This is a genomic window from Sphingobium cupriresistens (assembly GCF_004152865.1).
Lineage (GTDB): Bacteria > Pseudomonadota > Alphaproteobacteria > Sphingomonadales > Sphingomonadaceae > Sphingobium > Sphingobium cupriresistens.
Window position 1 is genome coordinate 64,520 of record NZ_SEOO01000017.1, and the last position, 25,724, is coordinate 90,243.

Annotated in this window: 28 protein-coding genes and 1 tRNA gene; 12 read left to right on the plus strand and 17 right to left on the minus strand. The window is 65.0% G+C overall.

Translation table 11 applies throughout. The features are described from left to right. Positions 1 to 1,203, minus strand: coding sequence for a phospholipase D-like domain-containing protein (locus EWH12_RS11795; protein WP_422917732.1), 1,203 nt, complete (start codon positions 1,201 to 1,203; stop codon positions 1 to 3). A gap of 126 nt (positions 1,204 to 1,329) precedes the next feature. Here EWH12_RS11795 and rpoZ point away from each other — a divergent pair, with 126 nt between their 5' ends. Next, positions 1,330 to 1,674, plus strand: coding sequence for a DNA-directed RNA polymerase subunit omega (gene rpoZ, locus EWH12_RS11800; protein WP_007708529.1), 345 nt, complete (start codon positions 1,330 to 1,332; stop codon positions 1,672 to 1,674). Positions 1,675 to 1,792: 118 nt separating this feature from the next. Here rpoZ and EWH12_RS11805 read toward each other — a convergent pair whose 3' ends face one another. Together EWH12_RS11805 and ung are read right to left on the minus strand one after the other, a co-directional pair. Further along, positions 1,793 to 2,143 carry a glycine zipper 2TM domain-containing protein gene (locus tag EWH12_RS11805; RefSeq protein ID WP_066599913.1) on the minus strand — a complete coding sequence of 117 codons (351 nt, stop codon included), beginning with the start codon at positions 2,141 to 2,143 and terminating at the stop codon, positions 1,793 to 1,795. Positions 2,144 to 2,256: 113 nt separating this feature from the next. Beyond that, positions 2,257 to 2,970, minus strand: coding sequence for a uracil-DNA glycosylase (ung, locus tag EWH12_RS11810; protein WP_066599916.1), 714 nt, complete (start codon positions 2,968 to 2,970; stop codon positions 2,257 to 2,259). A gap of 96 nt (positions 2,971 to 3,066) precedes the next feature. On the opposite strand from ung, the gene bla reads away from it, so the two are divergent. The 3 genes from bla to EWH12_RS11825 are packed head-to-tail and all read left to right on the plus strand — an operon-like array spanning position 3,067 to position 5,658. Next, complete coding sequence (gene bla, locus EWH12_RS11815) at positions 3,067 to 4,122, plus strand: class A beta-lactamase (protein WP_066599917.1); 1,056 nt, start codon at positions 3,067 to 3,069, stop codon at positions 4,120 to 4,122. A 52-nt stretch (positions 4,123 to 4,174) separates the two neighbouring features. Next, a complete protein-coding gene (locus EWH12_RS11820; RefSeq protein ID WP_066599919.1) occupies positions 4,175 to 4,546 on the plus strand; it encodes an Mpo1-like protein in 372 nt (123 codons plus the stop codon). A 44-nt stretch (positions 4,547 to 4,590) separates the two neighbouring features. Beyond that, entirely contained in the window at positions 4,591 to 5,658 is a 1,068-nt protein-coding gene (locus tag EWH12_RS11825; RefSeq protein ID WP_129926709.1) for a GNAT family N-acetyltransferase, read from the plus strand. On the opposite strand, the gene EWH12_RS11830 is transcribed toward EWH12_RS11825, so the two are convergent. Together EWH12_RS11830 and EWH12_RS11835 are read right to left on the minus strand one after the other, a co-directional pair. Continuing rightward, positions 5,636 to 6,505 carry a cupin-like domain-containing protein gene (locus tag EWH12_RS11830; protein ID WP_129926710.1) on the minus strand — a complete coding sequence of 290 codons (870 nt, stop codon included), beginning with the start codon at positions 6,503 to 6,505 and terminating at the stop codon, positions 5,636 to 5,638. The genes EWH12_RS11825 and EWH12_RS11830 overlap by 23 nt on opposite strands. Next, positions 6,502 to 7,638: a GNAT family N-acetyltransferase gene (locus EWH12_RS11835; protein ID WP_129926711.1), complete on the minus strand. Its 1,137-nt coding sequence runs from the start codon at positions 7,636 to 7,638 to the stop codon at positions 6,502 to 6,504. The genes EWH12_RS11830 and EWH12_RS11835 overlap by 4 nt, the downstream gene beginning before the upstream one ends. A gap of 160 nt (positions 7,639 to 7,798) precedes the next feature. Here EWH12_RS11835 and EWH12_RS11840 point away from each other — a divergent pair, with 160 nt between their 5' ends. From EWH12_RS11840 to EWH12_RS11855, 4 genes are all read left to right on the plus strand, one after another. Then, a complete protein-coding gene (locus EWH12_RS11840) occupies positions 7,799 to 8,800 on the plus strand; it encodes an NAD-dependent epimerase/dehydratase family protein (RefSeq protein ID WP_129926712.1) in 1,002 nt (333 codons plus the stop codon). Between the two features lie 349 nt (positions 8,801 to 9,149). Further along, positions 9,150 to 10,109: a KpsF/GutQ family sugar-phosphate isomerase gene (locus EWH12_RS11845; protein ID WP_066599935.1), complete on the plus strand. Its 960-nt coding sequence runs from the start codon at positions 9,150 to 9,152 to the stop codon at positions 10,107 to 10,109. After that, positions 10,106 to 10,915 (plus strand): 3-deoxy-manno-octulosonate cytidylyltransferase, encoded by an 810-nt coding sequence (locus tag EWH12_RS11850; RefSeq protein ID WP_082678950.1) that lies wholly within the window; start codon positions 10,106 to 10,108, stop codon positions 10,913 to 10,915. The genes EWH12_RS11845 and EWH12_RS11850 overlap by 4 nt, the downstream gene beginning before the upstream one ends. A gap of 12 nt (positions 10,916 to 10,927) precedes the next feature. Then, positions 10,928 to 11,518 (plus strand): histidine phosphatase family protein, encoded by a 591-nt coding sequence (locus tag EWH12_RS11855; RefSeq protein WP_066599941.1) that lies wholly within the window; start codon positions 10,928 to 10,930, stop codon positions 11,516 to 11,518. Between the two features lie 2 nt (positions 11,519 to 11,520). On the opposite strand, the gene dmeF is transcribed toward EWH12_RS11855, so the two are convergent. Further along, entirely contained in the window at positions 11,521 to 12,510 is a 990-nt protein-coding gene (gene dmeF, locus EWH12_RS11860; RefSeq protein ID WP_129926713.1) for a CDF family Co(II)/Ni(II) efflux transporter DmeF, read from the minus strand. Beyond that, a complete protein-coding gene (locus tag EWH12_RS11865; protein WP_066599947.1) occupies positions 12,507 to 12,779 on the minus strand; it encodes a metal/formaldehyde-sensitive transcriptional repressor in 273 nt (90 codons plus the stop codon). Before EWH12_RS11865 ends, dmeF begins: the two co-directional genes overlap by 4 nt. A gap of 76 nt (positions 12,780 to 12,855) precedes the next feature. On the opposite strand from EWH12_RS11865, the gene crtY reads away from it, so the two are divergent. The 4 genes from crtY (at position 12,856) to EWH12_RS11885 (ending at position 17,178) form a co-directional block, all read left to right on the plus strand. Next, positions 12,856 to 14,004 (plus strand): lycopene beta-cyclase CrtY, encoded by a 1,149-nt coding sequence (crtY, locus tag EWH12_RS11870; protein WP_129926714.1) that lies wholly within the window; start codon positions 12,856 to 12,858, stop codon positions 14,002 to 14,004. Further along, on the plus strand, positions 14,004 to 15,488 hold the full coding sequence (locus EWH12_RS11875) for a phytoene desaturase (protein ID WP_129926715.1): 1,485 nt from the start codon (positions 14,004 to 14,006) through the stop codon (positions 15,486 to 15,488). The genes crtY and EWH12_RS11875 overlap by 1 nt, the downstream gene beginning before the upstream one ends. 25 nt (positions 15,489 to 15,513) lie before the next feature. After that, complete coding sequence (locus EWH12_RS11880; RefSeq protein WP_066604873.1) at positions 15,514 to 16,095, plus strand: LOG family protein; 582 nt, start codon at positions 15,514 to 15,516, stop codon at positions 16,093 to 16,095. Positions 16,096 to 16,227: 132 nt separating this feature from the next. Beyond that, positions 16,228 to 17,178, plus strand: a complete 951-nt coding sequence (locus EWH12_RS11885; protein WP_066599949.1) for a phytoene/squalene synthase family protein — start codon at positions 16,228 to 16,230, stop codon at positions 17,176 to 17,178. Positions 17,179 to 17,316: 138 nt separating this feature from the next. Here EWH12_RS11885 and EWH12_RS11890 read toward each other — a convergent pair whose 3' ends face one another. From EWH12_RS11890 to EWH12_RS11935, 10 genes are all read right to left on the minus strand, one after another. Further along, positions 17,317 to 18,663 carry an ammonium transporter gene (locus EWH12_RS11890; RefSeq protein ID WP_066599953.1) on the minus strand — a complete coding sequence of 449 codons (1,347 nt, stop codon included), beginning with the start codon at positions 18,661 to 18,663 and terminating at the stop codon, positions 17,317 to 17,319. Positions 18,664 to 18,676: 13 nt separating this feature from the next. Further along, positions 18,677 to 19,015 (minus strand): P-II family nitrogen regulator, encoded by a 339-nt coding sequence (locus EWH12_RS11895; RefSeq protein WP_004209785.1) that lies wholly within the window; start codon positions 19,013 to 19,015, stop codon positions 18,677 to 18,679. 155 nt (positions 19,016 to 19,170) lie between these two features. Beyond that, positions 19,171 to 19,746: a DUF924 family protein gene (locus tag EWH12_RS11900; RefSeq protein ID WP_129926716.1), complete on the minus strand. Its 576-nt coding sequence runs from the start codon at positions 19,744 to 19,746 to the stop codon at positions 19,171 to 19,173. A 91-nt stretch (positions 19,747 to 19,837) separates the two neighbouring features. Further along, positions 19,838 to 21,280, minus strand: coding sequence for a metalloprotease TldD (gene tldD, locus EWH12_RS11905; RefSeq protein ID WP_129926717.1), 1,443 nt, complete (start codon positions 21,278 to 21,280; stop codon positions 19,838 to 19,840). A 44-nt stretch (positions 21,281 to 21,324) separates the two neighbouring features. After that, positions 21,325 to 21,552 carry a zinc-finger domain-containing protein gene (locus EWH12_RS11910; protein WP_066599960.1) on the minus strand — a complete coding sequence of 76 codons (228 nt, stop codon included), beginning with the start codon at positions 21,550 to 21,552 and terminating at the stop codon, positions 21,325 to 21,327. 46 nt (positions 21,553 to 21,598) lie between these two features. Then, positions 21,599 to 21,808, minus strand: coding sequence for a hypothetical protein (locus EWH12_RS11915; protein WP_129926718.1), 210 nt, complete (start codon positions 21,806 to 21,808; stop codon positions 21,599 to 21,601). A gap of 86 nt (positions 21,809 to 21,894) precedes the next feature. Then, positions 21,895 to 21,970, minus strand: a tRNA-Val gene (locus EWH12_RS11920). A gap of 61 nt (positions 21,971 to 22,031) precedes the next feature. Further along, complete coding sequence (locus tag EWH12_RS11925) at positions 22,032 to 23,039, minus strand: MarR family transcriptional regulator (RefSeq protein ID WP_129926719.1); 1,008 nt, start codon at positions 23,037 to 23,039, stop codon at positions 22,032 to 22,034. 232 nt (positions 23,040 to 23,271) lie between these two features. Next, positions 23,272 to 24,135 carry a D-amino-acid transaminase gene (locus EWH12_RS11930; RefSeq protein WP_129926720.1) on the minus strand — a complete coding sequence of 288 codons (864 nt, stop codon included), beginning with the start codon at positions 24,133 to 24,135 and terminating at the stop codon, positions 23,272 to 23,274. Between the two features lie 538 nt (positions 24,136 to 24,673). Further along, on the minus strand, positions 24,674 to 25,723 hold the full coding sequence (locus tag EWH12_RS11935) for a flagellar motor protein MotB (RefSeq protein ID WP_129926721.1): 1,050 nt from the start codon (positions 25,721 to 25,723) through the stop codon (positions 24,674 to 24,676). Position 25,724 lies beyond the last annotated feature (1 nt).

Here is a 25,724-nt window from a genome sequence, read left to right on the forward strand (position 1 = left end):
TTAATCTGCGTCCGGGTCGCGGAAATTCAGCCGCCGCGTCACCGTATAATCCAGCACGCCGACCAGCAGATAGCTGATCCATTGTTTGAGCAGGGTCAGGCCGCTGCGGCCGGACCGATGCGCCTCCAGGCTTATCGCCCGGCTTCGCGTCGCCTCGCGCAGGATGAACTGGCGCACCTCTTGGGCAAATCCGGCATCCTCCACCCGCAGCATCACCTCCAGGTTGATGAACAGGCTGCGCATGTCGAAATTGGCCGACCCCACATAGACGCCATCGTCGATGACGATCAGCTTCATGTGCAATTTGCACGGCTGATATTCGTAAATCTCCACCCCGCGCCGCAGCAACGGTCCATAGAGCAATCGCGCGGCGGCCACGGTCGCGCCATTGTCCGACCTGGCCGGCAGGATGATACGCGCGCCCTTGCGCCGAGCGGCGCGGGCTATGCGCTTGAGCATTCCGCGCCCCGGCGAGAAATAGGCGGCGATCATGTCGACCCGCCCCGCCTTCTCCAGATCATGTTTCACTACCTGCGCCCAGGGGCTGAGGCGCCGGGTCGGCCCGCCGATCAGCCAGCGGAACGGATCGGCGGCATGGTGATGCAGCGTGGGATGCCATTGGCGCACCATGCGCCGCAGAGTGCGAAAACGATGCCTCTTCGTCAAACTCCAACGCCATAGCTGACCGTACCAGCGCGTCATCGCCTCCACCTGATCACCGACGATCAGCAGGCCGATGTCGCGCCAGCAATCCTCGGTGGGAATCCCGAAATAACCGTCCTCGACATTGAAGCCGCCGATCATCAGACGCTCGTCGTCGGCGATCGCCATCTTCTGATGGTTGCGGATCAGATAGCGGGTCGAGCGGCTCGTCCCGAACCGCGCGAACTGCGCGCCTGCTTCGATCAGTGGCGCAAAGAATGCGTCGGGCGTGGCGGCCGATCCGAACCCGTCGATCATCAGCGTCACCGCCACCCCGCGCGCCCGCGCCGCGATCAGCGCATCGCGCACCAGCGTCCCGCTGCCATCGGCCGCAAAGATATAATAATAGAGTTTCAGGCTGTGATGCGCCCCGTCGATCAGCGCGATCAGCGCATCGCGCAGCGCCGGGCCGTCCGCGATCAGGCGCAGATGATTGCCGTGCAGGTCCAGGCGGATGTCGTCCGTGGTGGCGCAGTCGGGGGCGGGTTTGATGGTCGCCATATGCCCTTCATGCCCATTTTGTCCGTCTCTCGCCATGGCTTTATGGCCTTTTCATTGACTCTTGCGGGGACGGCTGCTAAGCGGCCAATTCACGACTTTCCTTCCGTTATTTGCAGGAGGCCCTGTTTGGCCCGCGTTACCGTCGAAGATTGCGTCGACAAGGTTACCAACCGTTTTGACCTCGTCCTTCTCGCCGCCCAGCGCGCGCGGGAGATTTCCGGCGGCGCTGAGTTGACGCTCGACCGCGACCGGGACAAGAATCCGGTCGTCGCCCTGCGCGAGATCGCCGAGGAAACCGTCTTGCCCGCCGATCTCCACGATTCGGTCGTCGCGTCGCTGCAAAAGGTGCAGATTGACGATGACGATACGCCGGACGAAATCGGCTCGATCGCCCAGTCGGCGGAGGCTCTGCGCCTGACCGCCGCCGCGCCGCCGCGCAACCAGAATATCGGCGGCGATTACGACGGCTGACCGCTGGACAAGTTTGGAGAGGAACGAAGGCCCGGCCTGCGCAAGCAGGACCGGGCCTCGCTTTTCCTGGACATAAGAGAAAGGCGCGGGGGACATGTCCCACGCGCCTTTCTTTATTTTAGCAGCTACCGTTGCGGTCGATCGCCCGGCCGGCCAGCGCGCCAGCGCCAGCGCCGATGATCGTGCCAGGCGCACGGTCGCCGCGTGTATCGACGGCCCGGCCCAGCAGGGCCCCGGCTACGCCGCCCAGCAGCAGGCCGGTGGTCCCGCCCGACTTGCGGCAGCGGTAACGGTTGTCGTCACGATAGCTGCGGCGTTGCGCATAACGATCGCCGCGATGATGATCGCTGCGATATTCGCGATGATGGCCGCGACGATCATGGTCGCGCGCATAGGATGTCGCAGGGACGATTGCGGTCAGCGACGCGGCGGCAAGGGCGGTGGCCAGAATGGCTTTACGAAAGATCATGTGCGTTCTCCTCAAACCCTGAAATCTCTAACTGTGATGGGGGTATCGCATGAGGCGCTTGTTTCGTTCCTGAACCGACCTGTTATGCACCGTTCAGCTATGGCGCTGATACGTTAAAGCGACAGCCCTTGCTGACCGACGGCCAGCGCCGGCAACGCCCAATCGATCGCGCCGCGGCCCTTGGCTTCCAGAAAGGCATTGGCCCTGGAAAAGGGCCGCGATCCCAGAAAACCGTTATGCGCGGACAAAGGGGAGGGGTGGGCGGACTTGATCACCAGATGGCGGCTCTGATCGACGAAGCCCGCCTTGCGCTGGGCATAGGCGCCCCACAGCAGGAACACGACCGGCTCCTCCTTTTGTGCGACGATCCGCACCACCGCGTCGGTGAACAGTTCCCAGCCCTTGCCCTGATGCGACGCCGCCCGGCCCATCTCGACCGTCAACACGCTGTTGAGCAGCAGCACGCCCTGCCTCGCCCAATGCTCCAGAAAGCCATGGCTGGCCCGCGCAATGCCCAGATCCGCCTGCATCTCCTTATAGATATTGACCAGCGACGGCGGTGTGCGCACGCCCGGCTGTACCGAAAAGCACAGGCCATGCGCCTGCCCCTCGCCGTGATAGGGGTCTTGCCCCAATATCACGGCCTTCACCTGGTCGAGCGGGGTCAGGTCCAGCGCGCGGAAATATTCGCTGCCCTTGGGGAAGATTCGTTTCCCGGCCGCTTTCTCCGCCCGCAGGAAATTTTTCAGCCCCTGCATATGCGGGGCTTCGAATTGATCGGCCAGCGGCGCGCGCCAGCTTTCGTGCAGCTTGATGGTGTCGCTCATGCCGCCTGATGGCGCGGGGCGCAAAGCCCTGTCAACCTGCCCGATTCGGGGCAAAGCCTCTTGCCTCCCGCGCGCCGATCCGCGACAGGCGAAACCATGTCGCTTGCTCGTCCCGTCAGCCTGTTCGCCGCCTTCGGCCTGTTTCTTGCCCCGTTGCCCGGCGCCGACGCCTTCGGCCCGCCGCCCAAGCCGCTGGTCCAGCAAAGCGCCGAAGCGAAATTACTGGGCGAGTTCGCCCGCTTTGCCGCCCTGTCGGACGGATCGGTCGGGATCGGGGTGCGCGATCTCCAGACCGGCGAGACGCAGGCGCTGAACGGCGACACGCTATTCCCGATGGCCAGCGCCTACAAGATCGCGGTGGCCGGCCGCATCTTCGCGCTGGTCGATGCGGGGCAGGCGCGCCTGGACGAACAGCTTGCGCTCGATCCTGCCTTGGCGAGCGAGGGCGGCATCGCCTGGATGTTCTCCCGCCCCGGCGCGACCCTGTCGATCGACCGGTTGCTGGAACTGATGCTGCAAAAGAGCGACAATAATGCGACCGACGTGCTGGTCGCGCGTGCGGGCGGGCCGCAGGCGATCACCGGCTTCGTGAATAAGCTGGGCGTCACCGGGCTGCGTGTGGACAGCGACACCGCGCATCTCCTCTATCGCGCCATGGGCATTCATCCGCTGGCGGGCAGCTTCCGCCAGAATGCCGACGCCGCTCGTCGCGCCGATCCGCAACTGGTCACGCGCGACATCCGCGATCTGCCTAATATGGCCTTCGCTGCAGAATTGCAGGATACCTCCACGCCCGCAGCGATGCTCGACCTGATCGCCGCCTATGAATCGGGCCGCGCGCTGTCGGCCGCCAGCACCCAGCGGCTGTTCACCATCATGGCGAACTGCGAAACGGGCAAGAAGCGGATCGTGGGCATGTTGCCGCCGGGCACGGCGGTCGCGCACAAGACGGGATCATTGAACGGCACCGGCAACGATGTCGGTGTCGTGCGCTTGCCCGACGGGCGCCGCTTCGCGATTGCGGTCTTCGTGATGAAGGATAGCAAAGGCCATGTCGCGCGCGACCGCATCATCGCGGAAGCGGCGCGCGCGGCCTATGACTATTTCCTCTATGCTCCCGACAGGGCGCACGGTCTGGCGCATAAGACTTAACAGCCACCGGCTGTTTCGTTACGCTTGCGGTCAAAGAGAGGATGCAACACATATGGCCGTGACACGCATGAAGCGCTTCCGCGACTTTTGGCCCTATTATCTGCAGGAACATGCGCGTCGGGGCACCCGCGCGCTCCATTATGCCGGCACCAGCCTGGTGGTGGCGCTGGTCGCTGCGGCGCCCTTTGCCGGGCGCTGGTGGATGGCCGCAGCCTTGCCGCTGGTGGGCTATGGTTTCGCCTGGGCCGGTCACAGCCTGATCGAACGCAATCGCCCCGCGACCTTCCGCTATCCGCTCTGGTCGCTGCGCGCCGATTTCGTCATGTGGTATCGCTTCCTCACCGGCCATATGGGCCGTGATCTGGCGCGCGCCGGTGTACGGCCCGACGGCACAGTCGATCCGGCCAGACGCATGTCCGTCTGACCGATCCGCTTGACCCGCCCCGGCGCTCTGCCACAAGGGGCGCGATGACATTGTCCGCGACCTTCTCGCAGCCCGACCGGGCGACCCTGGCTGAGCGCTGGCAGGCGCTGGAGGCGCGATCCGACGGCAGCTTCTTCCTGGGCTGGACCTGGGTCGGGGCATGGCTCGACAGCTATGGCGTCCGGCCCGACCTGCTGGCCGTCACCGATGCAACGGGACAGGATGTGGCGCTGGCGCTGGCCGGCCATGCGATGCGGCCGCGCCTGCTGGGCGACGTCGCGACGCTCAGCCTCAACCAGTCGGGCGATCCCCAGGCCGACCGGCCCTATGTCGAATATAATGGCCTGCTGGTCGAAACGGGCCGGGAGGCGGAAGCGACCGCCGCCGCACTTGCGGCCCTCACGCGCCGCCGCGACTGGCGGGCGCTGACGCTCAGCGGGGTCGCGCCCGATTCGCCGCTGCTCGGCCTGGCCGCGCGCCGTCGCAGCCGGATCGATGTCTCGCCCGTCTATCAGGTCGATCTGGGCGCGGTGCGCGCCGCTGACGGCGACTATCTGTCGCTGCTCAGCGCCAATACGCGCAGCCAGATTCGCCGCGCGATGAAGGATCATGGCGGCCCACTCCCCGACGTTGCTATCGGCGGGCTTGATGACGTCATCCCCTGGCTGGAGGAGATGGCCGCGCTCAACGGCGGCCGCCATGCCGACAACGCCTGGGACGATGCCGGCTTCCGCAGCTTCGTCGGCACGATCTGCGCGCGCGGACTGCCGTCGGGCGCGGTGGAACTGCTGCGTTTTTCCGATGCCGGTGGCGTGGTCGGGTTGCTGGTCAATTTCGCCCATCGCGGCGTGGCGATGAACTATCAGTCCGCCTTCGCCGCGTCGCGCACGGCCAAGGACAAGCCCGGCCTGCTCTGCCATGCGGCGGCGGTCGGCCATTATGCCGCACGCGACCTGGCCCGCTATTCTCTGCTGGCGGGCAAGGATCGGTACAAGCAAAGCCTCGCCACCTACGAGGACTCGCTTGAATGGTGGGTGCTGGAACGGTTCAGCCCGCGCCTGGAAGCCGAAGCGCTGCTGCGCCGGATACTTAAGCGCCCAGCTTCCGCATGATGCGATAGACCAGGCGGCGCACGCCCTGCGCTTCGGGGCGCGCGCTGACCGTGCCGACCGGCAGGCCGCGCTTGCGCAGCAATGCGTTGAAACTGTGCAGCTCGCCTTCGGCCACGCTGCGTTCCGATCGCCATGTCACTGACAGGCTGACCGATACGGTTGGGCCATTCTCCACGAAATGCGGCGCCTTCACCGGCACATGGATCGCATCGCCCGGCGCCAGCCGGACGGCCGTGCCATGCGCCTTGAACCCGTCCTGCCACACCAGATTGCGATGGCCGCCGCCATGGAAATCCTCGCTCTTCTGCGCCGGCACCAGATGCTGGTCGCGCGCCGGGAAGACGGTCATCGTCTTCACGCCCATGATCTGGAGCAGGATATTATGCTCCGGGTCCATATGGAACGGCGTTACGCTGCCTGGCGAGGAGAGGAAGATGAACGCCTCGCGATGCAGCATCGGCCCGGTCCTGTCCGTGACGATCGGCGCCAGTTCCGCCAGCGCCGCGTCCAGCAGCGCCGCATAGGCCGGGTCGCGCTCGACATTCTTCAGCACCGCCCAACTGCCATTGGTATCGATCGTGCGGATCGTCTCGCCCAGCGTCAGCCCATTGGACGGCGTATCCTCCGGCCGAACCCCCAGCGGCAGCTTGCCCAGATTATATTCGACCGATGTGGCCGGCATCCGCTCGGCCAGGGTCGCCAGCGCGTCGAGGGTCAGCAGCCCATGGCCGGCCAGTCCATGATGCAGCGTCGTTGACTGGTCGGGATAGGCGGCGGCGAAGGCGACGCGGGCCTCGTCGGGGAAGATGGCGTCGGCGGCCGGGGCGATCGGGCTATGGGCGGTCATGCCTGTCCTTTCAATTTTCTGGCGATCGCCTCTACCCCGTTGGCGAGCGTGAAGGCGGCGCTGCGCTGCATCCGGGCTATGCCCGCGCCATGCAGGGCGATGCGATATTGCACGATGGTCCGTCGTTCCGCCCACAGGCTGTCGATCATCGGATGATCGGGGGCGGCGCAACTGTCCATCCAGCCGATCGTTGGATCGGCCTGCACCGCGTTCAGATTGGCGATCTCGATCAGCACGCCCGGCGAAAAGCGTCCCAGCGTCTCGTCGAACGCGATCTTGAAGGAGAAAGCGCCCTCGCCATGGCGGAAATTGACCAGCATCGCGATCGCCCGGTCGTCCAGGTCGATGCGCAGCATGTGCAGGCGACCTGCGTCGAAGGCGGCGGCGCAGGCGGCGCGGAAGAAAGCGGCGTCGGCCGGCTTGCACTCTAGCGCGGTGCCTTCCTGCCCCTTCCAGCCCGACGCCTCCAGCGCCAGGAAATCGCCGCACCAGCGCGCCAACTCGGCGCCGTCGGTCAACTGGCGCGTCTCGACCGCCCCCATTTCCGCCAACCGTTTTTGCAGGCGGCGCAATTCCTTGCGCTTTTTGGACCGTATCTGCGTTTCCCAATAGGCGTCGCCGGTCAGGTCCGACCGCAACATCGCCCGGTCGTAGCGATGAATCTCCAGCCGGCGGCGCCGCTGCTCCACGCATAAGGCCTCCAGCGCCGCGGCATTGGCCCCGGCGGCGTCCAGCGCTTCGAGATGCAGGAAGCCGCGCGCCCAGGGCGCCGCCTCCAGTTGCGCCAGGAAGCTGCGCCACGCGGCGACTTCATGCCCCCGGCGGATCATCGGCGCGCCGAAGAAGCAGTGATCGTGCATCCAGTTCGCCACGCAGCCGATCGGCAGGCGCCCATGGCGCGGCTTGCAGACGACCGGCAGCAGGCCTATCGCCATGTCACCATCGCGCGCCTCGATCAGATGGACGTTTCCGTCGCCCGCCAGATGGTCGATCGCGGCCGTCAGCATGTCGGGCGCGTAGAAGGCGTTGACCTCTGCTGCGTCCAGCGCCAACGCCAGCCAGCGTTCGCGCTGACCTTGCCCGGTCAGGTCGGGGACCGGAGCCGGGGGCTTGGGATGGGATGCCATGTCCATGGCCTTCGCTTAGGCGATAAAGATTATAGGGCGGTAAAGATCGGCGAAAGTCTGCGCATAGCGCGACCGCGTGCAGCCTATGAGGGCTTTACAAGCCATGGTGGATTGTCTGAGACGGGGAAGGGGCCGCGCATCCGCACCTAGGCCGAGAGGGAAATGCATGACCATCCTCGTTACCGGAGCTGCCGGATTCATCGGCATGCACGTCGCCGACCGGCTGCTGGCGCAGGGCCATGCGGTGGTCGGCATCGACAACATGAACGATTATTATCCGGTGTCGCTGAAACGCGACCGGATTGCCCGGTTGCAAACGGACCATGGCCGGCTCTTCACCTTCCACGAACTGGATTTCGCCGACCTTGACGCGCTGCACGCGGCGCTCGCCGATCAGGTGATCGAATCGATCGTGCATCTGGGCGCGCAGGCGGGCGTGCGCTATTCGCTGATCAATCCCCATGCCTATGTCCGCTCCAACCTGGCTGGCCATGTCAACATGCTGGAACTGGCGCGAGAGCGGCGGGTCCGGCATTTGGTCTACGCTTCCTCCTCGTCGGTCTATGGCGGCAACGACACGCTGCCTTTCCGGGTGGAGGATCGCGCGGATCATCCCGTCTCGCTCTATGCCGCTACGAAGCGCGCCGATGAGCTGATGAGCGAAACCTATGCCCATCTCTTCCGCATCCCCATGACGGGCCTGCGTTTCTTCACCGTCTATGGCCCCTGGGGTCGTCCTGACATGGCGATGTGGATCTTCACCGCGAAAATCCTGGCGGGCGAACCGATCCCGGTGTTCAACCATGGCCGGATGCAGCGCGACTTTACCTATATCGACGACATCGTCAGCGGCATCATCGGCTGCCTCGATCATCCACCCGCCGACGATGGCGCGCCCAAGGCCGGGGGCAGTCGCGCGCCGCACCGGCTCTATAATATCGGCAATAACCGGCCCGAAGAACTGATGCATCTGATCGCCGTGCTGGAAGATGCGCTGGGGCGAAAGGCGCAGATCGACTTCCAGCCGATGCAGCCGGGCGACGTTCACGCAACCTATGCCGACATCAGCGCTATCTGCCATGATATTGGTTTCGCTCCCACAACGGGAATCGAGTCGGGCGTGCCGCGATTCGTGCAATGGTATCGTGACTATCATGACACCCAATGAAGGCAGCACGTCGCGCGCATAGCAAATAGGAAATGGTTCCACGGTTCGTCGCTGTATATAGTCGTTTTGCCTTGCTCCTGTCAGGTTTGACTGTTTTCAACTGCCGCTAATTTCTTTCGCACTTGCAAAATAGATTGCCATAAGTGCCTGAAACAGCGTAAGCCATGCTCCCATGCTGGTTGCAAAATCAGCTAGGGGTCGCGGAACGAGGGAAAGACGACGCATCGAATACGATGGTTCGTCGCCGTTGATCCGGCCGGATGATCTGGTCGTGAAAAACGGATAAAAGGGCAAACGCGTGTCGACACCAGCTTCGAAAATCGTCCCGTTCGGCTCCGGCGGCCGTATCGTGGAGACTGCCTGCCGCAGTCTTTCGATTGCAGCCTCCGGACTCAATGCGCTGGAGGCCAAATTCGCCGAACGGGAATTTGCCGCAACCTTCCTGCGCGTGATCGGCGTCATCATGAAAGTGCGCGGCCGCGTGATCGTCACCGGCATCGGCAAGAGCGGTATCGTTGCGCGCAAGATGACCGCGACGCTCACCTCCACCGGCACCCCGGCCATCTTCCTGCACCCTGCGGATGCGGGGCATGGCGATCTGGGCATGATCACCCCGGATGACGTCGTTCTGATGTTGTCCCATTCGGGCGAATCGACCGAACTCGGCCCGATTATCCATTATTGCAAGCGCTTCGCCATTCCACTGGTGGCCATCACCGCGCAGGCGCAGAGCACCGTCGCCATGGCGGCCGATATGTGCGTGCTGATGCCCGAAGTGGAGGAAGCCTGCCCCAATTCCCTAGCCCCCACGACCTCGACCACGGTGCAGATGGCGCTGGGTGATGCGCTGGCGATCTCTCTGATGGAAATGCGCGGCTTTTCCGCCGATGATTTCCATAAATTCCATCCCAATGGCCGGCTTGGCGCGCAACTGGTCAAGGTGCGCGAGCTTATGGCCGCCGGTGACGACGTGCCAATGGTGCGGGAAGATGCCTCGCTTCTCGATGCGACCATCGAAATGACGCGCGCGCGCCTCGGCGGTACGGCGATCGTCGATCGCAATGGCCGGTTGATCGGCGCCTTCACCGATGGCGATCTGCGCCGTACCGTGACAGGCAAGCAGAATCTGACGGAGGCCGTGGGCCGGTCGATGACGTTGACGCCGCTTGCCGTCGGTCCCGACGAATTGGCGTCCGAAGCGATGCATCTGATGCATGAGCATAATATCATGCTGCTTTTCGTCTGCGAAAATGGCCGGTTGATCGGCGCGGTCCATATGCACGATCTGCTTCACGCCGGGGTCGCCTGAGCCTTCTCGTCGTCATTCCCGCGCGGGCGGGGTCTTCCCGTCTGCCGCGCAAGCCGCTTCGCCTGATCGCCGGGCGGACGTTGCTGCACCGAACGATCGCCATGGCGCGGGCGGCGATCGGCGTCCGTGCGGACGTTGCCCTGACCGTCGCGACCGATGATGATGCGATCGCGGATCATGCCCGCGCCGCCGGCTGCGACGCGGTGATGACGGACAGCGCCATCGCCACCGGATCGGGCCGCGCGCTTGCGGCGGCGCAGGCGCAACCCTCGCCGCCACGCTTCATCGTCAATCTCCAGGGCGATTCGCCCTTCCAGCCCGAAGGAGCGCTCGGCGCGGTGATCGCCGCGCTACAGGGCGGCGCGCCGGTCGCCACGCCGGTCATCGCGCTCGACTGGCCCGCGCTCGACGCGCTGCGCGAACATAAGACGCGCTCGCCCTTCAGCGGCACCACCTGCGCCCGCGCGCCTGATGGTCGCGCCCTGTGGTTTTCCAAGACGATCATCCCCGCGATCCGCAATGAGGATAAGCTGCGCGAAACCGACCCCTGGTCCCCCGTCTGGCGCCATGTCGGCCTCTACGGCTATACGCTCGACGCGCTGGAGCGGTTTGAAGCCTGCCCGCCCACGGTGCTGGAAAATCTGGAGGGGTTGGAGCAATTGCGCCTGCTCGAACTGGGTATCCCGGTCATGACCGTCGCCGTCGATCCACCGCGCTTCGACAGCAGCGGCATCGATACGGAGGCCGACATCAGCCGGGTCGAGGCGCTGATCGCCGTCTATGGCGACCCGACCCCGCCGCTTTGATCGCCCGCTATCATGCGCCGCATCTTCATCATCCGTCACGGCGACACCTTTGCGAGCAGCGCTGACGCCTGCCGGGTGGGCGCCCGCACCGATATTCCGCTGGTGGAGAGCGGCCATGCGCAGGCGGGGCGGTTGGGCCAATGGTTCGCGCACCAGGCGCAGCCGATCGATCGCCTCTTGTCCAGCCCACTCCTGCGCGCGCGTGAAACGGCCGCTGCTATCGCCGCCGCGACGGGCGATGCCGCGGATGGTGTGCGCGACTGGCTGGGGGAGATCGACCATGGTCCGGACGAAGGGCGGCCGGAGGCGGCGGTGCTGGCCCGGATCGGCGCGCAGGCGCTGGCCGATTGGGACGAGCGGGGTATTGCGCCCGATGGCTGGATCGTGGACGCCGATGCCCGCATCGCCGCCTGGCGCGCCTTCTTCGCGGAGGGCGGCGCGGGCGTGGACCTGCTCGTCACGAGCAATGGCGCGGCGCGCTTTGCTCTGATCGCGGCGGGTCTGCCGCTCGGCGCGCTGAAGTTGCGGACCGGGGCTTTTGGCGAACTGGCCGTCGATCAGGATGGTGGGGTCAGCCTGATTCGTTGGGACGAGCGTCCTTAATTTTACCCGCACTCCACCGTGACATGCTCCATGCGCGGGAGCGCGCGCACCCGCGCCCTTACCTTGGGCGCGTCGGCGCCGGGGGCCAGGCTGATGATCGCGGCATGGGCATGGGGACCGATGCGCCAGACATGCAGATCGCGGATCGTCGCGCCTTCCGCCTCCGCCTGCGCGCGCACCCGCGCCATCAGCGCCGGCTCGGCCGTATCGAGCAGGATCGCGGCGGTGTCCTTCATCAGGCCCCAGGCCCAGCGTGCGATCACAACCGCGCCCAGCAGGCCGACCGCCGGGTCCATCCACCACCATCCCAGATAGCGCCCGGCCAGCAACGCCCCAATCGCCAGCACCGACGTCAGCGCGTCGGTCAGCACGTGCACGTAGGCGGCGCGCAGATTATTGTCGGCATGGCCATGTTTGTGGTCGTGGCCATGGTCGTGATTGTCATGGCTATGGTCGTGGCCCAGCAACAATGCGCTGATGATATTGATGGCCAGCCCGACCACCGCCACCAGCGTCGCCTCGCCAAAGGCCACGTCGATCGGCTGGAACAGGCGCATACCTGATTCGATCGCGATGAACAGGGCGGTGACGCCCAGCAGCAGCGCGGAGGCGAAGCCCGACAGGTCGCCGACCTTGCCGGTCCCGAACGTATAGCGCGGATTGCGCGCATGGCGCTTGGCATAGCCATAGGCGGCGGCCGCCACCGCCAGCGCCCCGGCATGGGTCGCCATGTGGAATCCGTCCGCCAGCAGCGCCATCGATCCGGTCCACCAGCCCGCGGCGATCTCCACCACCATCGTCGCAGCGGTCAGCCAGACGACCCACAAGGTTCGTTTGGCATTCTGGTCATGCCCGGCCGACAGATAGATATGGTCGAAATAATGGCTTTCCTCGCCGTTATTGTCCTGAACAGCGGCGGGTTGGTCGGCAGGGCTGTGGGCGCCATGGCCGTGGTCCCCATGAGCATGGTGATGGTCGTCGTGCATCGTCATTTCCCGTAACGGCGGATCAGCGCCAGCATTTCCTCGGTCGCGGCCTGGCGCGCCTCGTCGGACAGGCCCGGCCGGGCGACATGCTCGCGCATATGCTGCTCGATCAGTTCCTCCATCAGGCTACCCACCGCACCGCGCACCGACGCGACCAGCTGCAACGTCTCCGAACAGCCGGCATCGCCGGACAATTGCCGCTCCACGGCGGCGACCTGTCCCGCGATCCGGCGTATCCGCGCCAGCAATTTATCCCGATCCGCAACAATGTGCATAGGATACCCCCCTATACTATATTTGCGCCGAAACCAAGGGTGGATCGGGATGCGCCGCTCCCCTATCAATGCCGCCATGACAAGCGATCTGGACTGCGACCTGGCGATCATCGGCGGCGGCCTTGCCGGTGGGTTGATCGCGCTCGCCTTCGCCGCGCTGCGGCCCGATGTGCGGCTGCTGCTGGTCGAACAGGGGGATCGGCCTGGCGGCAATCATCTCTGGTCCTTCTTCGATGGCGACGTTGCGCCCGCCGATCGCTGGCTCGTCGACCCACTTGTCGCCCATCGCTGGCCACAGGGCCATGCCGTGCGTTTCCCCGACTACGGTCGCAATCTCGCGACGCCCTATAACAGCGTTAATACTGTCCAACTCGCTGTCGCACTTGAACGCATATTGGGTGATCGGCTGCTGACCGGCGCGACGGCGACCGCGGTCGAACCCCATGCCATCCGCCTGGCCGATGGCCGGGAAATCACCGCAGGGGCGGTTATCGACGCCCGCGGCGCAGGGGATTTGTCGGCCTTGCGCTGCGGCTGGCAGAAATTCGTCGGTCATGCGCTGCGCTGCGACGATCCCCATGGCATCGACCGCCCGGTCATCATGGACGCGACGGTCGATCAGGTCGATGGCTACCGCTTCGTCTATCTGCTGCCCTGGGACGACCGCACGCTCTTTATCGAGGATACTTATTATAGCGACACGCCGGATCTGGACGTGCCCACGCTCGATGCCCGCATCGCCGCCTATGCGCAGGCCAGGGGCTGGCGCGGCGCGGTGGTCCATCGCGAACAGGGCGTCCTGCCTGTGGTCCATGGCGGCGACTTTGATCGTTATTGGCCAAAGGACGATCCCGTCGCCCGCGCCGGGGTGCGCGCCGGCCTGTTCCAGCCGATGACCGGCTATTCGCTGCCCGACGCGGTGCGATTCGCGCTCTGGCTGGTGGATCAGCCGCTCGATAATCTGCCCGCGGCCACCCGCACCTATGCCGCGGCCCATTGGCGGCGCGGCGGCTATTATCGGCTGCTTGGCAAGATGCTGTTCGGCGCCGCCCGGCCGGCTCAGCGCTGGCGCATCTTCGCCCGCTTCTATCGGCTGCGCCCGGACCTGATCCAGCGTTTCTACGCCGGCCGTTCGTCGCTGGCTGACCGTATGCGCATCTTGTGCGGACGCCCGCCTGTACCCATAAGGGACGCCATGCGAACATTATGGAACCCGCCCGCCTGATGACCAACAGGACAGCGATCGTTATCGGCGCAGGCTTTGGCGGCCTGGCGCTCGCCATCCGCCTGCAATCGGCAGGCATCGACACCACCCTGGTCGAAGGACGCGATCGTCCCGGCGGGCGCGCCTATATGTGGGAAAAGGACGGCTTCACCTTCGACGCCGGGCCGACCGTCATCACCGACCCTGATTGCCTGGCCGAATTATGGCGTTTGTCGGGACACGACATGGCGCAGGACGTCACTCTGATGCCCGTGTCGCCCTTTTACCGGCTCAACTGGCGCGACGGCACCAATTTCGATTACAGCAATGACGAAGCCGCGCTCCGCGCCGAAATCGCCAAGCTCGATCCAGGCGATGTCGCGGGCTATGATCGCTTCTGCGACTATGCCGCCGGCGTTTTCGAGGAGGGCTATCGCAAGCTCGGCTCGGTCGCCTTCCTCGACTTCGCCTCGATGATCAAAGCCGCGCCCAGCCTCGCCAAATATCAGGCCTGGCGATCGGTTTATTCGATCGTCTCCAGCCAGGTGAAGAACGAAAAGCTGCGTGAGGCTTTGTCATTTCACACCCTGTTGGTCGGCGGCAATCCGATGAAGACCAGCGCCATCTATGCGCTGATCCACAAGCTGGAAAAGGATGGCGGCGTCTGGTTCGCAAAAGGCGGCACGAACCGGCTGGTCCATGGCATGGCGACCCATTTCGAACGGTTGGGCGGCACGCTGCGGCTGGGCGATGCCGTCACCCGGATAGAAACCTATGGCGACAAGGCGACGGCGGTCCACACCGCATCGGGATGGCGCGGGGAGGCGGACGCCATCGCCACCAATGCCGACCTGATGCACAGCTATCGCGACCTGCTCGGCCATCATCCCCGCGGGCAGAAACAGGGCGAGAAACTGAGCCAGAAGCGCTGGTCGCCCAGCCTGTTCGTCCTTCATTTCGGCATCAAGGGCAGCTGGCCCGGCATCCCGCATCATATGATCCTGTTCGGCCCGCGCTATGAAGGGCTGCTGACCGACATCTACGATCATGGCGTGCTGCCGCAGGATTTCTCGCTCTACCTGCATCATCCGACGGTCACCGATCCGTCGATGGCGCCGGAGGGGCACTCGACCTTCTATGCGCTCGCGCCCGTGCCGCATATGGGCAAGCTGCCGATCGACTGGGATCAGTTCGGCCATGCTTATGCGGAGCGGATATTGGACGAAATCCAGCATCGGCTGATTCCCGACATCCGCTCGCGCATCGTCACCCGCTTTCATTATGCGCCCAGCGATTTCGGTCGCGACCTGAACGCGCATATGGGCAGCGCCTTCAGCCTGGAGCCTTTGCTGACCCAAAGCGCCTGGTTCCGCGCGCATAATCGCGACGATGTCATTCCCAATCTCTATCTGGTAGGGGCCGGCACCCATCCCGGCGCGGGCATCCCCGGCGTGGTGGGCAGCGCGAAGGCGACCGCTGCGCTGATGCTGGATGATTTGAAATAGGGGCTTAGGCCCACGGACGGATATGATGAAGAGACTGGCAGTCTATTGCGGATCGGCGACCCCCGCCGACCTGACCTATATCGATGCGGCGCGTCATGTCGGACGGACGCTGGCGGAGCGGGGCATTGGAGTCGTCTATGGCGGCGGGCGGCTCGGCCTGATGGGCGCGGTGGCGGATGCGGCGCTGGAAGCGGGCGGCGAGGTGATCGGCGTGATCCCCGAAGCCCTGGTCGGCGCGGAGGTCGCGCATCGCGGTTGCACGGAATTGCATGTCGTCCAGACGATGCACCAGCGCAAGCAGCTCTTCACGGACCTGTCGGACGGCTTCGTGACGCTGCCCGGCGGCGTCGGCACGATGGACGAATTGTGGGAAGCGATCAGCTGGGCGCAACTGGGTTATCACAGCAAGCCGGTGGGCTTGCTCAACGTCGCGGGCTTCTACGATCAGTTGATCGGCTTCAACCGGCAGATGGTGGAGGCCGGCTTTATCCGCGCCCAACATGCCGGGATCATGATTCATGCCGACGGCATCGAGGCGCTGGTCGACGCCATGTCGGCCTATCAGCCGCATGAAACGATCTTCGCGATGAAGGCAGACAGGCTCTGACGATATAGAACGCATCCGTTTGCTTCGAGCGAAGTCGAGAAGCGGTTGGTGCGTTCGGTGTGCTTCTCGACTAGGCTCGAAACGAACGGACGTTGGGTGACTTTCCCTGCAAGGCAGGGCATGTCTCGCCGCATGTCCTCTTCAGTCCCCGACCGCCCCGCCCTTGTCGCCCACGCCCGCGACAGCATCGCGCGCGGCTCCAAATCCTTCGCCCTGGCATCGAAGCTGTTCGACCGGAAAACCCGTGAGCGGGCCTGGTTGCTCTACGCTTGGTGCCGCAAGTGCGATGATATCGCCGATGGGCAGGATCATGGCGGCGTGATGACAAGCGTGTCGAATGCGCAAGCCCGTCTGTCGATGATGCGCGTGCTGACGGACAAGGCGCTACGCGGCGAACCGACCGGCGACCCGGCGTTCGACGGCTTCGGCGTGGTCATGCGCGAATGCGCCATCCCCGAACGCTACGCCCACGACCTGATCGAAGGATTCGCCCTCGACGCGCGCGACTGGCGGCCGCGCAGCGAAGCCGACATGCTGCTTTATTGCTATCATGTCGCGGGCGCGGTCGGCTGCATGATGGCGGTGCTGATGGGGGTGGACCCTAACGACCGCGCGACGCTCGACCGCGCCTGCGACCTGGGCCTCGCCTTTCAACTGGCCAATATCGCCCGCGACATCAGCGAGGATGAGGCGGCGGATCGTTGCTACCTGCCGCAATTATGGCTCGCCGAAATGGACATTCCGCCGGGCGAACATATGAAGCCCTGGGTCCGGCCCCGGCTGGCGATCCTGTCGCGCCGCTTGGCGACCATGGCCGCTGCCTATGAGGACAGCGCCCGTCACGGCACCGGCGCATTGCCGCCGCGCGCTGCCTGGGCGGTGCTGGCGGCCGCCGGCATCTATGGCGACATCGCCCGCGAAGTCGCGCGCCGCGGCGAGCAGGCCTGGGACCACCGCGTTGTCACCCCCAAGCGTGAGAAGCTGGGCTGGGTGGCGCGGGCGGCGGTGCAGGTGGTCCGCCGTGCAAGTCGCTGGCCAGCCGCTGTGCCGCGCCCTGCGAGCCTCTGGACCCGCTCGGCCTGACGAAAAAAGGGCCGATGCTTATGCACCGGCGCGTCCAAAAAAAAGGCCGATGCTTACGCACCGGCCCAAGGCATGTTCGCAGGAGGAACAAGGTGAGGCGGGCGGCCCTTGCCCGACAGGCGGGCCGCCCTGCCAATCTCAATAGTTGTAGGCGCGTTCGCCATGTTCGCCGAGGTCCAGGCCTTCCAGTTCGACTTCCTGGCTGACCCGCAGGCCAGTGACGGCCTTGGCGATGAAGATGGCGATGGCGGTGCCGATGCCTGCCCAGATGATGGTCACGACGACCGCTTCGATCTGAACCAGCAGTTTTGCGCCGATTGCATAGTCTTCCGCGCCGGGGCCACCAAAGGCGGGCGAGTAGACGATGGCGGTGCCGATGGCGCCGATCATGCCGCCGACGCCGTGGATGCCAAAGGCGTCCAGCGAGTCGTCGTAGCCCAGCTTGGGCTTGACGACGGTGACGGCGTAGAAGCAGATGATCGAAGCGACGGCGCCCAGGATGATCGCGCCGAACGGACCGGAGTTGCCGGCGGCCGGAGTGACGGCAACGAGACCGGCGATGATGCCCGAACAGAAACCCAGGGCCGAACCCTTGTGACCGTTCAGCTTTTCAGCCAGCATCCAGAACAGACCGCCCGAAGCCGTGGCGACGAAGGTGTTGATCATGGCCAGCGCTGCCGAACCATTGGCTTCCAGCGCCGAACCGGCGTTGAAGCCGAACCAGCCGACCCACAGCAGGCCGGTGCCGACGCCTGTCAGGGTCAAGCTGTGCGGCGCCATCGGCTCCTTGGGGAAGCCGATTCGCTTGCCCAGGATGATGCAGGCCACCAGCGCGGAGACGCCCGCATTGATATGGACCACGGTGCCGCCCGCAAAGTCGAGCGCGCCCGCCTTGAAGAAATAGCCCGAAGCCGCCCAGACCATGTGCGCGATCGGGAAATAGACGATCGTCAGCCAGACCGCGGCGAACACCATCACGGCCGAGAATTTGATGCGTTCGACCACCGAACCCAGCACCAGCGCGACGGTAATCGCGGCAAAGGTCATCTGGAAGCAGATGAAGACATATTCGGGGATTTCGACGCCTGCGGTGAAGGTCGCGGCCTGCGAAGCGGGCGTGACCCCCTTCAGGAACGCCTTGTCGAAGGTCGAGACGAAGTTGGAAAGACCGCTGGTGTAGTCGGGGCCGAAGGCCATCGAATAGCCGTAGATCACCCAGATGAGCATGGCGAGGCAAGCAGCCGCGCCGATCTGCGTCATCACCGACAGCATGTTCTTGCTGCGCACCAGGCCGCCGTAGAACAGGGCGAGGCCGGGCAGGATCATGGCCAGGACCAGGACGGTGGAGGTCATCATCCAGGCGACGTCGCCCTTGTCGACCGTGGCGGCGGGGGCCGCCGCATCCTGCGCCCAGGCAGGCAGCGCGGCGAACAGCGATAGGCCGGTTGCCCCCGCTATCCCGCAAAGTTTCTTGGAAAAGGTCATTATTTCCCCCTTCTTACAGCGCGGTTTCGCCGGTCTCGCCGGTGCGGATGCGCACGGCCTGACCGACATCGAGGACGAAGATCTTGCCATCGCCAATGGCGCCCGAATTGGCGGCCGCCTGGGTCGCTTCGACCACGCGCGGGGCAAGGTCGTCGTCGCAGACCACCTCGATCTTGATCTTCGGGACCATATTCGTCGAATATTCGGCGCCGCGGTAGATTTCGGTCTGCCCCTTTTGGCGGCCGAAGCCCTTCACTTCGCTAACCGTCATTCCTGCGATGCCGAGCGAGGAGAGTGCCTCGCGGACATCGTCAAGCTTGAACGGCTTGATGATAGCCATGACAAGTTTCATGTCGCCCCCTGTTACTGGTGTGCGGGGACTACTCAGCAAGAGGCGTGCCAAAATGCTAATGGCGGGTTAATGCGGGCTTTGACCGCGACGGGTCATGGTGCAGCGCCGAAAAAATGGGCAGCAACCATCCGCTGCCTAAAAAATGGGCAGATCGTCTACCAGCGTGCGCCTTCGGCCGCTGCGTCCGCTTCTATGGGCAGCGTTTCGCGACCCAAAGCGGCATTGCGATGCGGGAAACGACCGAATCGGGCGATGGTTGCATGGTGCTGGCGCGCGAAATCGAGCGACCGTTCGTCGCCCGCGCCTTCGAACAGGGCCAGGGACAACTCCTGATCCTCGATCGCCTCGCTATGCTGGAAGGGCATGTAGAAGAAAAGCCTTCCAGCGCCGCCGATCTGAATATCATAGCCTTGGGCGATGGCACCGCGCGCCACGTCCCGCGCCAGCGCGTCGGTGGCGAAGGCCTGGGCAGTGCCTCGAAACATGTTGCGCGGCATCTGGTCGAACAGCAGCACCGCCGCCAGCGCATCGTCGGCCCGATCGAGGAATGTGTCGGCCGGCAGCGCCTGCTTGTCTTGCCACAATGGGCGATATTGCTGGTCGCATTGCCGGTCGAGCGCCGGATCATGGCGCCACCAGCCAGCCTCGCCCACCTGATTGAACCAGAAATCGAGCAGCGCCGCGGCCCAATCGGCCGTCACCGCATCATGGCTGTCGGTCAGCATATTCATACAAGTTCAATGACGGACAACCGCTCCGGTTCCCGCCACTCATGGCTGTAAAAGGCTCCGGTCGCCTCATCAGCGGCTGGAGTCCCGCTAGTCAGGTCGCCGTGCCGCCAACCGTCAGGCCTTCCATGAGCAGCGTCGGTTGTCCCACGCCTGCCGGCACGCTTTGCCCGCCCTTGCCGCACATGCCGATGCCTTCGTCCAGCGCCCAGTCGTTGCCGATGCCGACCACCTTGGTCAGCGCGGTCGGGCCATCGCCGATCAGGGTCGCGCCCTTGATCGGGTCGGTCAGCCGGCCATTCTCCACCTTATAGGCTTCGGTGCAGGAGAAGACGAACTTGCCCGACACGATATCGACCTGTCCGCCGCCGAAGCTTTTGGCGAAAATGCCGGACTTCATGCGACTGAGCAGTTCGGCCGGATCGTCCTGCCCGCCCTTGATGAAGGTGTTGGTCATGCGCGGCATCGGCGCATGGGCGTAGCTTTCGCGGCGGCCGTTGCCGGTGGGCGCGACGCCCATCAACCGGGCGTTGAGCCGGTCCTGCATATAGCCTTTCAGGATGCCGTCCTCGATCAGGATATTTTCCTGCGTCGGCGTGCCTTCATCATCGATGGAGAGCGATCCGCGGCGATTGAGGATGCTGCCGTCATCGACCACGGTGACGCCGGGCGCAGCGACGCGCTGGCCGACCCGGCCGGAAAAGGCGCTGGTGCCCTTGCGGTTGAAATCGCCTTCCAGGCCGTGGCCGATCGCTTCATGCACCAGCACGCCGGGCCAGCCGGGGCCGAGCAACACGGTCATTTCGCCTGCGGGGGCGGCGATCGATCGCATGTTGACTTGGGCCTGGGCCAGCGCTTCGTCGATGGCCCGGTTCCAGACGGCGCGGTCCATCACCTCGTCATAGAGATAGCGCCCGCCCACTCCGAACACGCCAGTTTCGCGGCGGCCATTTTCCTCCAGGATGATGGAGACGTTCAGGCGGACGAGCGGACGGATATCGGTCGCGGTGAAGCCGTCGGCGCGGACGATTTCGATCACCGACCAGCTACCGGCCAGGCTGACCGACACCTGCGCCACCCGCGGATCGCGGGCGCGCGCGGCGGCGTCGACCTCGGCGCACAGCTTCACCTTTTCGGCGAAGGGGACGATCTCCAGTGGATTTGCGTCGGTATAGAGGTGGCGATTGGTGCGCTGGGGCGGCGGCGCAGCCGGACTGCTGGCCGGGTCGAGCAGGGTGAGGGTCTGGGCCGCCTTGCGGATCGCCGCTTCGCTAATGTCATTGGCGTGGGCGAAGCCGGTCATCTCGCCCGACACCCCGCGCAGACCAAAGCCCGCGTCCGTCGAATAGTCGGCGGTCTTGAGCCGACCATCGTCAAAGCCGAAGCTCTCGCTCGCCCGATATTGCAGATAGAGTTCGCCGTCGTCGCAGGCCTTCAGCGCCTCCGCTGTCAGGCGGCGCGCACCATCGGGATCGAGCAGGCCGGGACGATAGAGCAGGCCGCGGGCGTCGGTGAACAGGGGAGCAAGATCGGTCATGCCACTCGATATAGGGGCGGCGCTCCCCAAGCCCAACGAAAATTTTAGAGGCTGGCGCCCGACGCGATGTCCGGCTTGCCCGCGATCTCGCCATTGTCGGCGGGGCCGCCAATTAGCACGAAGCGCCGATCGCAATAACCGCAATCGACATAGCCATGGTCGTCGATTTCCAGGAAAACGCGCGGATGGCCGAGCGCGGCGGGGATGTCGCCGCTACCGTCGCATGACACGCGGGATTTGGAGACTCGGAGGATTTCGGGCGGTTGGATCATGGGATGCGGGACTAGCAGCGGCTGCGCTGCGCCGCAATATCCACTGTCACATCAATGGCGGGCGATGGCGCGTGTAGGCTGTTCGGTCGCCAGCCTTGGCCGCATCGGCGACCGGATGCCAGCGAGTGCAATCGCTGGCCGCCATCACCGCCAGCGGCGACAGCATCAGCAAAACAGGCATGATCGGGCCGCCGAAGAAAGCTGCGAATGGCATATAGTAACGATGCCGTATCGATGCTTGCTGCACGATGAACATTACGGTTGCGAATTGAAGGCGGTCTATTGCCTTCGCTCGAAGTTTTTCCGCCACCCATTCCCGGCGAAGTCCCGAAGGCTTAAAACTGGTGGGCGATGACGGGCTCGAACCGCCGACATTCTCGGTGTAAACGAGACGCTCTACCAACTGAGCTAATCGCCCCCATTCGGGAGAGCGCCTCTCTACGGCAAAAAGCGGGCCGGTCAAGGGTGGAACATAGCGGTCAGGCGCTGAGCAGGCGTCGGCTGGCGCCGAACCAGCGGGTGAGCGCATCGGCCGCCTCCTGCGCCAGGGCGATAAAGACGCGGCGGCCGTCATGCGGGTCGGCCTGGCGCTCCACCAGCCCCTTGTCGGTGAGCGTGCGAATCCAGCGTAGCGCGGTGGTCGGCGGCACGGCGGCGGCGATGCAGAGGCTCGACACCGACACCCGCTCATGGTCAAGCCGCGCGGCGAGCAGGTCCAGCATCATGTCCCAGGCAGGGTCGGCGAACAGGTCGCCGGGCAGGAAGTCCGCGCGGATACGCCGCGCGCGCAGCAGGTCGCGGACCTGGGCGGCGGTGATGGCGGGCGCGGCTTTTTCCACAGGCTGCAACGGCGCGCCGATGGGGTGCAGGGCGGGCATCCCGATATAGTCGCTTGGCCGGTCGGAAATGCGCGGCCCTAGGTCGAAGCTGGGCGTCGCCATCCGCGTCCGCTCCGTCAGCGCATCGAGCGTGCGGGCGAGCCGGCCTACCTCCTCGCTCAATTGCTGGAGCCGGGCGCCTTCCCGGTCGATTTCATGGACATGGCCGACGACCGGCCGATGTTCGCCCGCGGCGACCAGCGCCGCAGCCAGTTCGGTGCGGTCGGGATCGCAGAGCAATTGGGTATGCGGACCGCGCAGGCAGGCAAAGGCGAGTTCCACCGTCTCCCACCCGGCGACCAGGATCACCGCCATACCATTCTGGATCGCCTGGGTTTCGAGTTGCACCAGCAGCCGTTCCAGCAGCGGCGTCATGGTCGGGCAAAAGAACAGGACCGTGTCGCATTGGGCCTGAAGGTCGAGCCGGACCGGGGCGTCGGCCAGCGCAGCCACGCCCAGCAAGCGGAAGCCCGCGGCGGCAGCCACCGGCGCCAGATCGGGCGCATCCATCTGGTCCGCGATCACCAGCAGGCTGGCGCGCTCGTCCCGCGGCGCCAGCAGCGCGGTTTGGCCGATGATTGGCTGGGCGTAGGAAAAATCGTCCATCATGATCCGAATCCTATTCTACCTTCGTTCCCAAGAATAAAGCAAGAACGGATCGTTTCAGCCCCATATAACGGCCATTATGGACGGGCTATGGAGCAAAGCCGTCATAGGCCCGCGCGCCGTGCTTGTTTCACGCCCCCTTTCGTCCAGCTTGCCGCCGTTTTGGCGGGAGAATGTAGGACATTTCCTATCCTCTCAACACAGGGTGAAGCTACCTCCATAATGGAGTTAATTGTCAGACCCCCGTTGCGCGGGCGAAATCGATGTAGAGCGCGCGCAGACGCATCGCGACCGGGCCGGGCGCGCCGTCGCCAACGCGCTGCCCGTCGATCCGCACCACGGATAGGCACAGGGTCGAGGCGCTGGTGATGAAGGCTTCCTTAGCGGCGAGCGCTTCATCGACGGTGAAAGGGCGGCGGATGACGGCGATGCCGCTTTCCTGCGCCAGCGCGGTCAGCGCCGCGCCGGTGCAGCCGGCCAGAACCGACTGGCTGTAGGGGCGGGTGACGATGCCTTCGTCGGTGACGATGAAGGCGGTGGACGATGCGCCTTCGGTGACGAAACCGTCCTCGATCATCCAGGCTTCCTGCGCGCCCGCTTCCTTGGCGGCCTGTTTCGCCATCGCCTGGGCGAGCAGGCCGACGCTCTTGATGTCGCGCCGCGCCCAGCGCAGGTCGGGCATGGTCGCGACAGCGATGCCGGCGGCGACCGCGGGCAGATCTATCAGCGGTTTGTCCTGCATGAACATGAACAGGGTCGGTTGAAGGTCTGGAGCGGGGATGAAGTCGCGGCTGGCATCGGCGCCGCGGGTGATCTGGAGATAGACGAGGCCTTCGCTCAGGCCGTTGCGGGCGACCAGCTCCGTCTGCGCGGCTTCTATATCGGCCAGACTGAGCGGCAGGACGATGCCGATCGCGGCGGTGGAGCGCTCCAGCCGGGCGAGATGGCTGGCGCTGTCGACCAGCTTGCCGTCGATCACAGCCGCAACCTCGTAAATGCCGTCGGCGAACAGGAAGCCGCGGTCGAGCGGAGAAATGCGGACATCTTCTAGGGGCAGGAAGCGGCCGTTCAGATAGGCGATGGCGGTTGAGGCGGACATGGGGGTGGGTGCGATCCTTATCGGGTGGGGGCCGACCGCCGCTGTCGCCGGCCGGGTCTGCGGGGTCAAGGGGTGACGGGCAAGGACCGTCGCGGCCGGGTCATGCATCGAAGTTCACACCGTCGCTGGTGTTTTCTTCGGGGACTGAAGGGTCGATAATGGGACGGAGAAGCGTGGTGTAGGCCGGGTGCGCGCTGTGTCCAGGCCTCGGTTGAGGCCCGCATAGGTATCGCGGACGCGCCGCCTGGTTCACGCCCACGCGCCAGTGACGCCATCCGGGTCACGTATGGGTTGGGGCGGGGGGCAGGGCGCTGTTCCATCCCATAGGGTAGATCAGAGAAAATCCTACATTGGAAGTATAGTGGGGAAGGGACGGCCGCAATCGACCAACATCGGACATGTTCCCACTCCCGCTGGCGGGAGAGGGTTAGAGGGGCAGGACGTCGCAACTGCCCACCCCGCTGCGACTAACGCTGCCCCTCCCGCAAGCGGGAGGGAAATGTCCGCTTCTCACCCTTTTTAGTCACCCTCGCTTTACTTAATGCTTGCCCGGCTTGTTCGACGTTCCCGGCGCGGCCGGGTTGATCAGCGCTGCGCCGCTGGGCAGGCCAGTGCCGCCCATGTCCAGCTTCCGCGCCTGTTCCTTCGCCACGCGCAAGGGATTGTCGCGTTCCTGGATCGCGGCCTTGGTTTCCGCGTCCGGCGCGTCGTCGTCGCCATCGCCGCCGCCGCGGGTCCAGCCCAGGATGATCGACATGCGCCGGTTCCGGGGATCATAGGCGTCGTCCTTGATGAACGGTTCGCGGTCGGCCACGCCCTCGATCCGGGCGAAGCGGGCATTGCCGATGCCTGCTTGGTTCAGTGTCTGGCGCGTCGTTTCGGCGCGGCTGGACGACAGCATCCAGTTGTTCATGGTCCGGCCCGATGCATAAGGCAGGCCGTCGGTATGGCCGCGCACGATCAGCGGGTTGGGCATGGTCTGCAACACGGTGGCGACCTCGGAGATCAGCGCGCGGGCCTGCGGCACCAGCCGGTCGGTGCCCATTGCGAACATCGCGAAATCGGCCTCGTCGATCAGGTCGATGCGCAATCCTTCGCGCGTTTCGGTAAAACGCACATTCTTGCGCAGCTTGCCCAGCCCCTTGGCGATCATGCGCTCTTCCAGGCTCTTCTTGATCGATTCGAATTTCTGGCGGTCGGCGGCGCGGGTGGCCTTGCCGCCCTGATCCTTGGTGCCGCTGGCGTCGCGCGGGATGGTGATGGCCAGATTGCCCTGGCCGCCGGTGGTGGGATAATTATCCTTCCCCATCATGCTGTCGCCGCCGAACATGCCGTTCGACCCGGCCGAATTTTCCTTCATCTGCACCAGGGTCGGCGTGAAATAGTCGGCCAGCCCCTTGCGCTGCTTTTCGGTGGTCGCGCCCAGCAGCCACATCAGCAGGAAAAACGCCATCATCGCCGTCACGAAGTCGGCATAGGCGACCTTCCAGGCGCCGCCATGATGGCCGCCATGGCCTTCGACGATGATTTTCTTGACGATGATCGGCCGGGGTTCCGGCTCGTTCGCGCCGCGCTTCTTTTCCGCCATG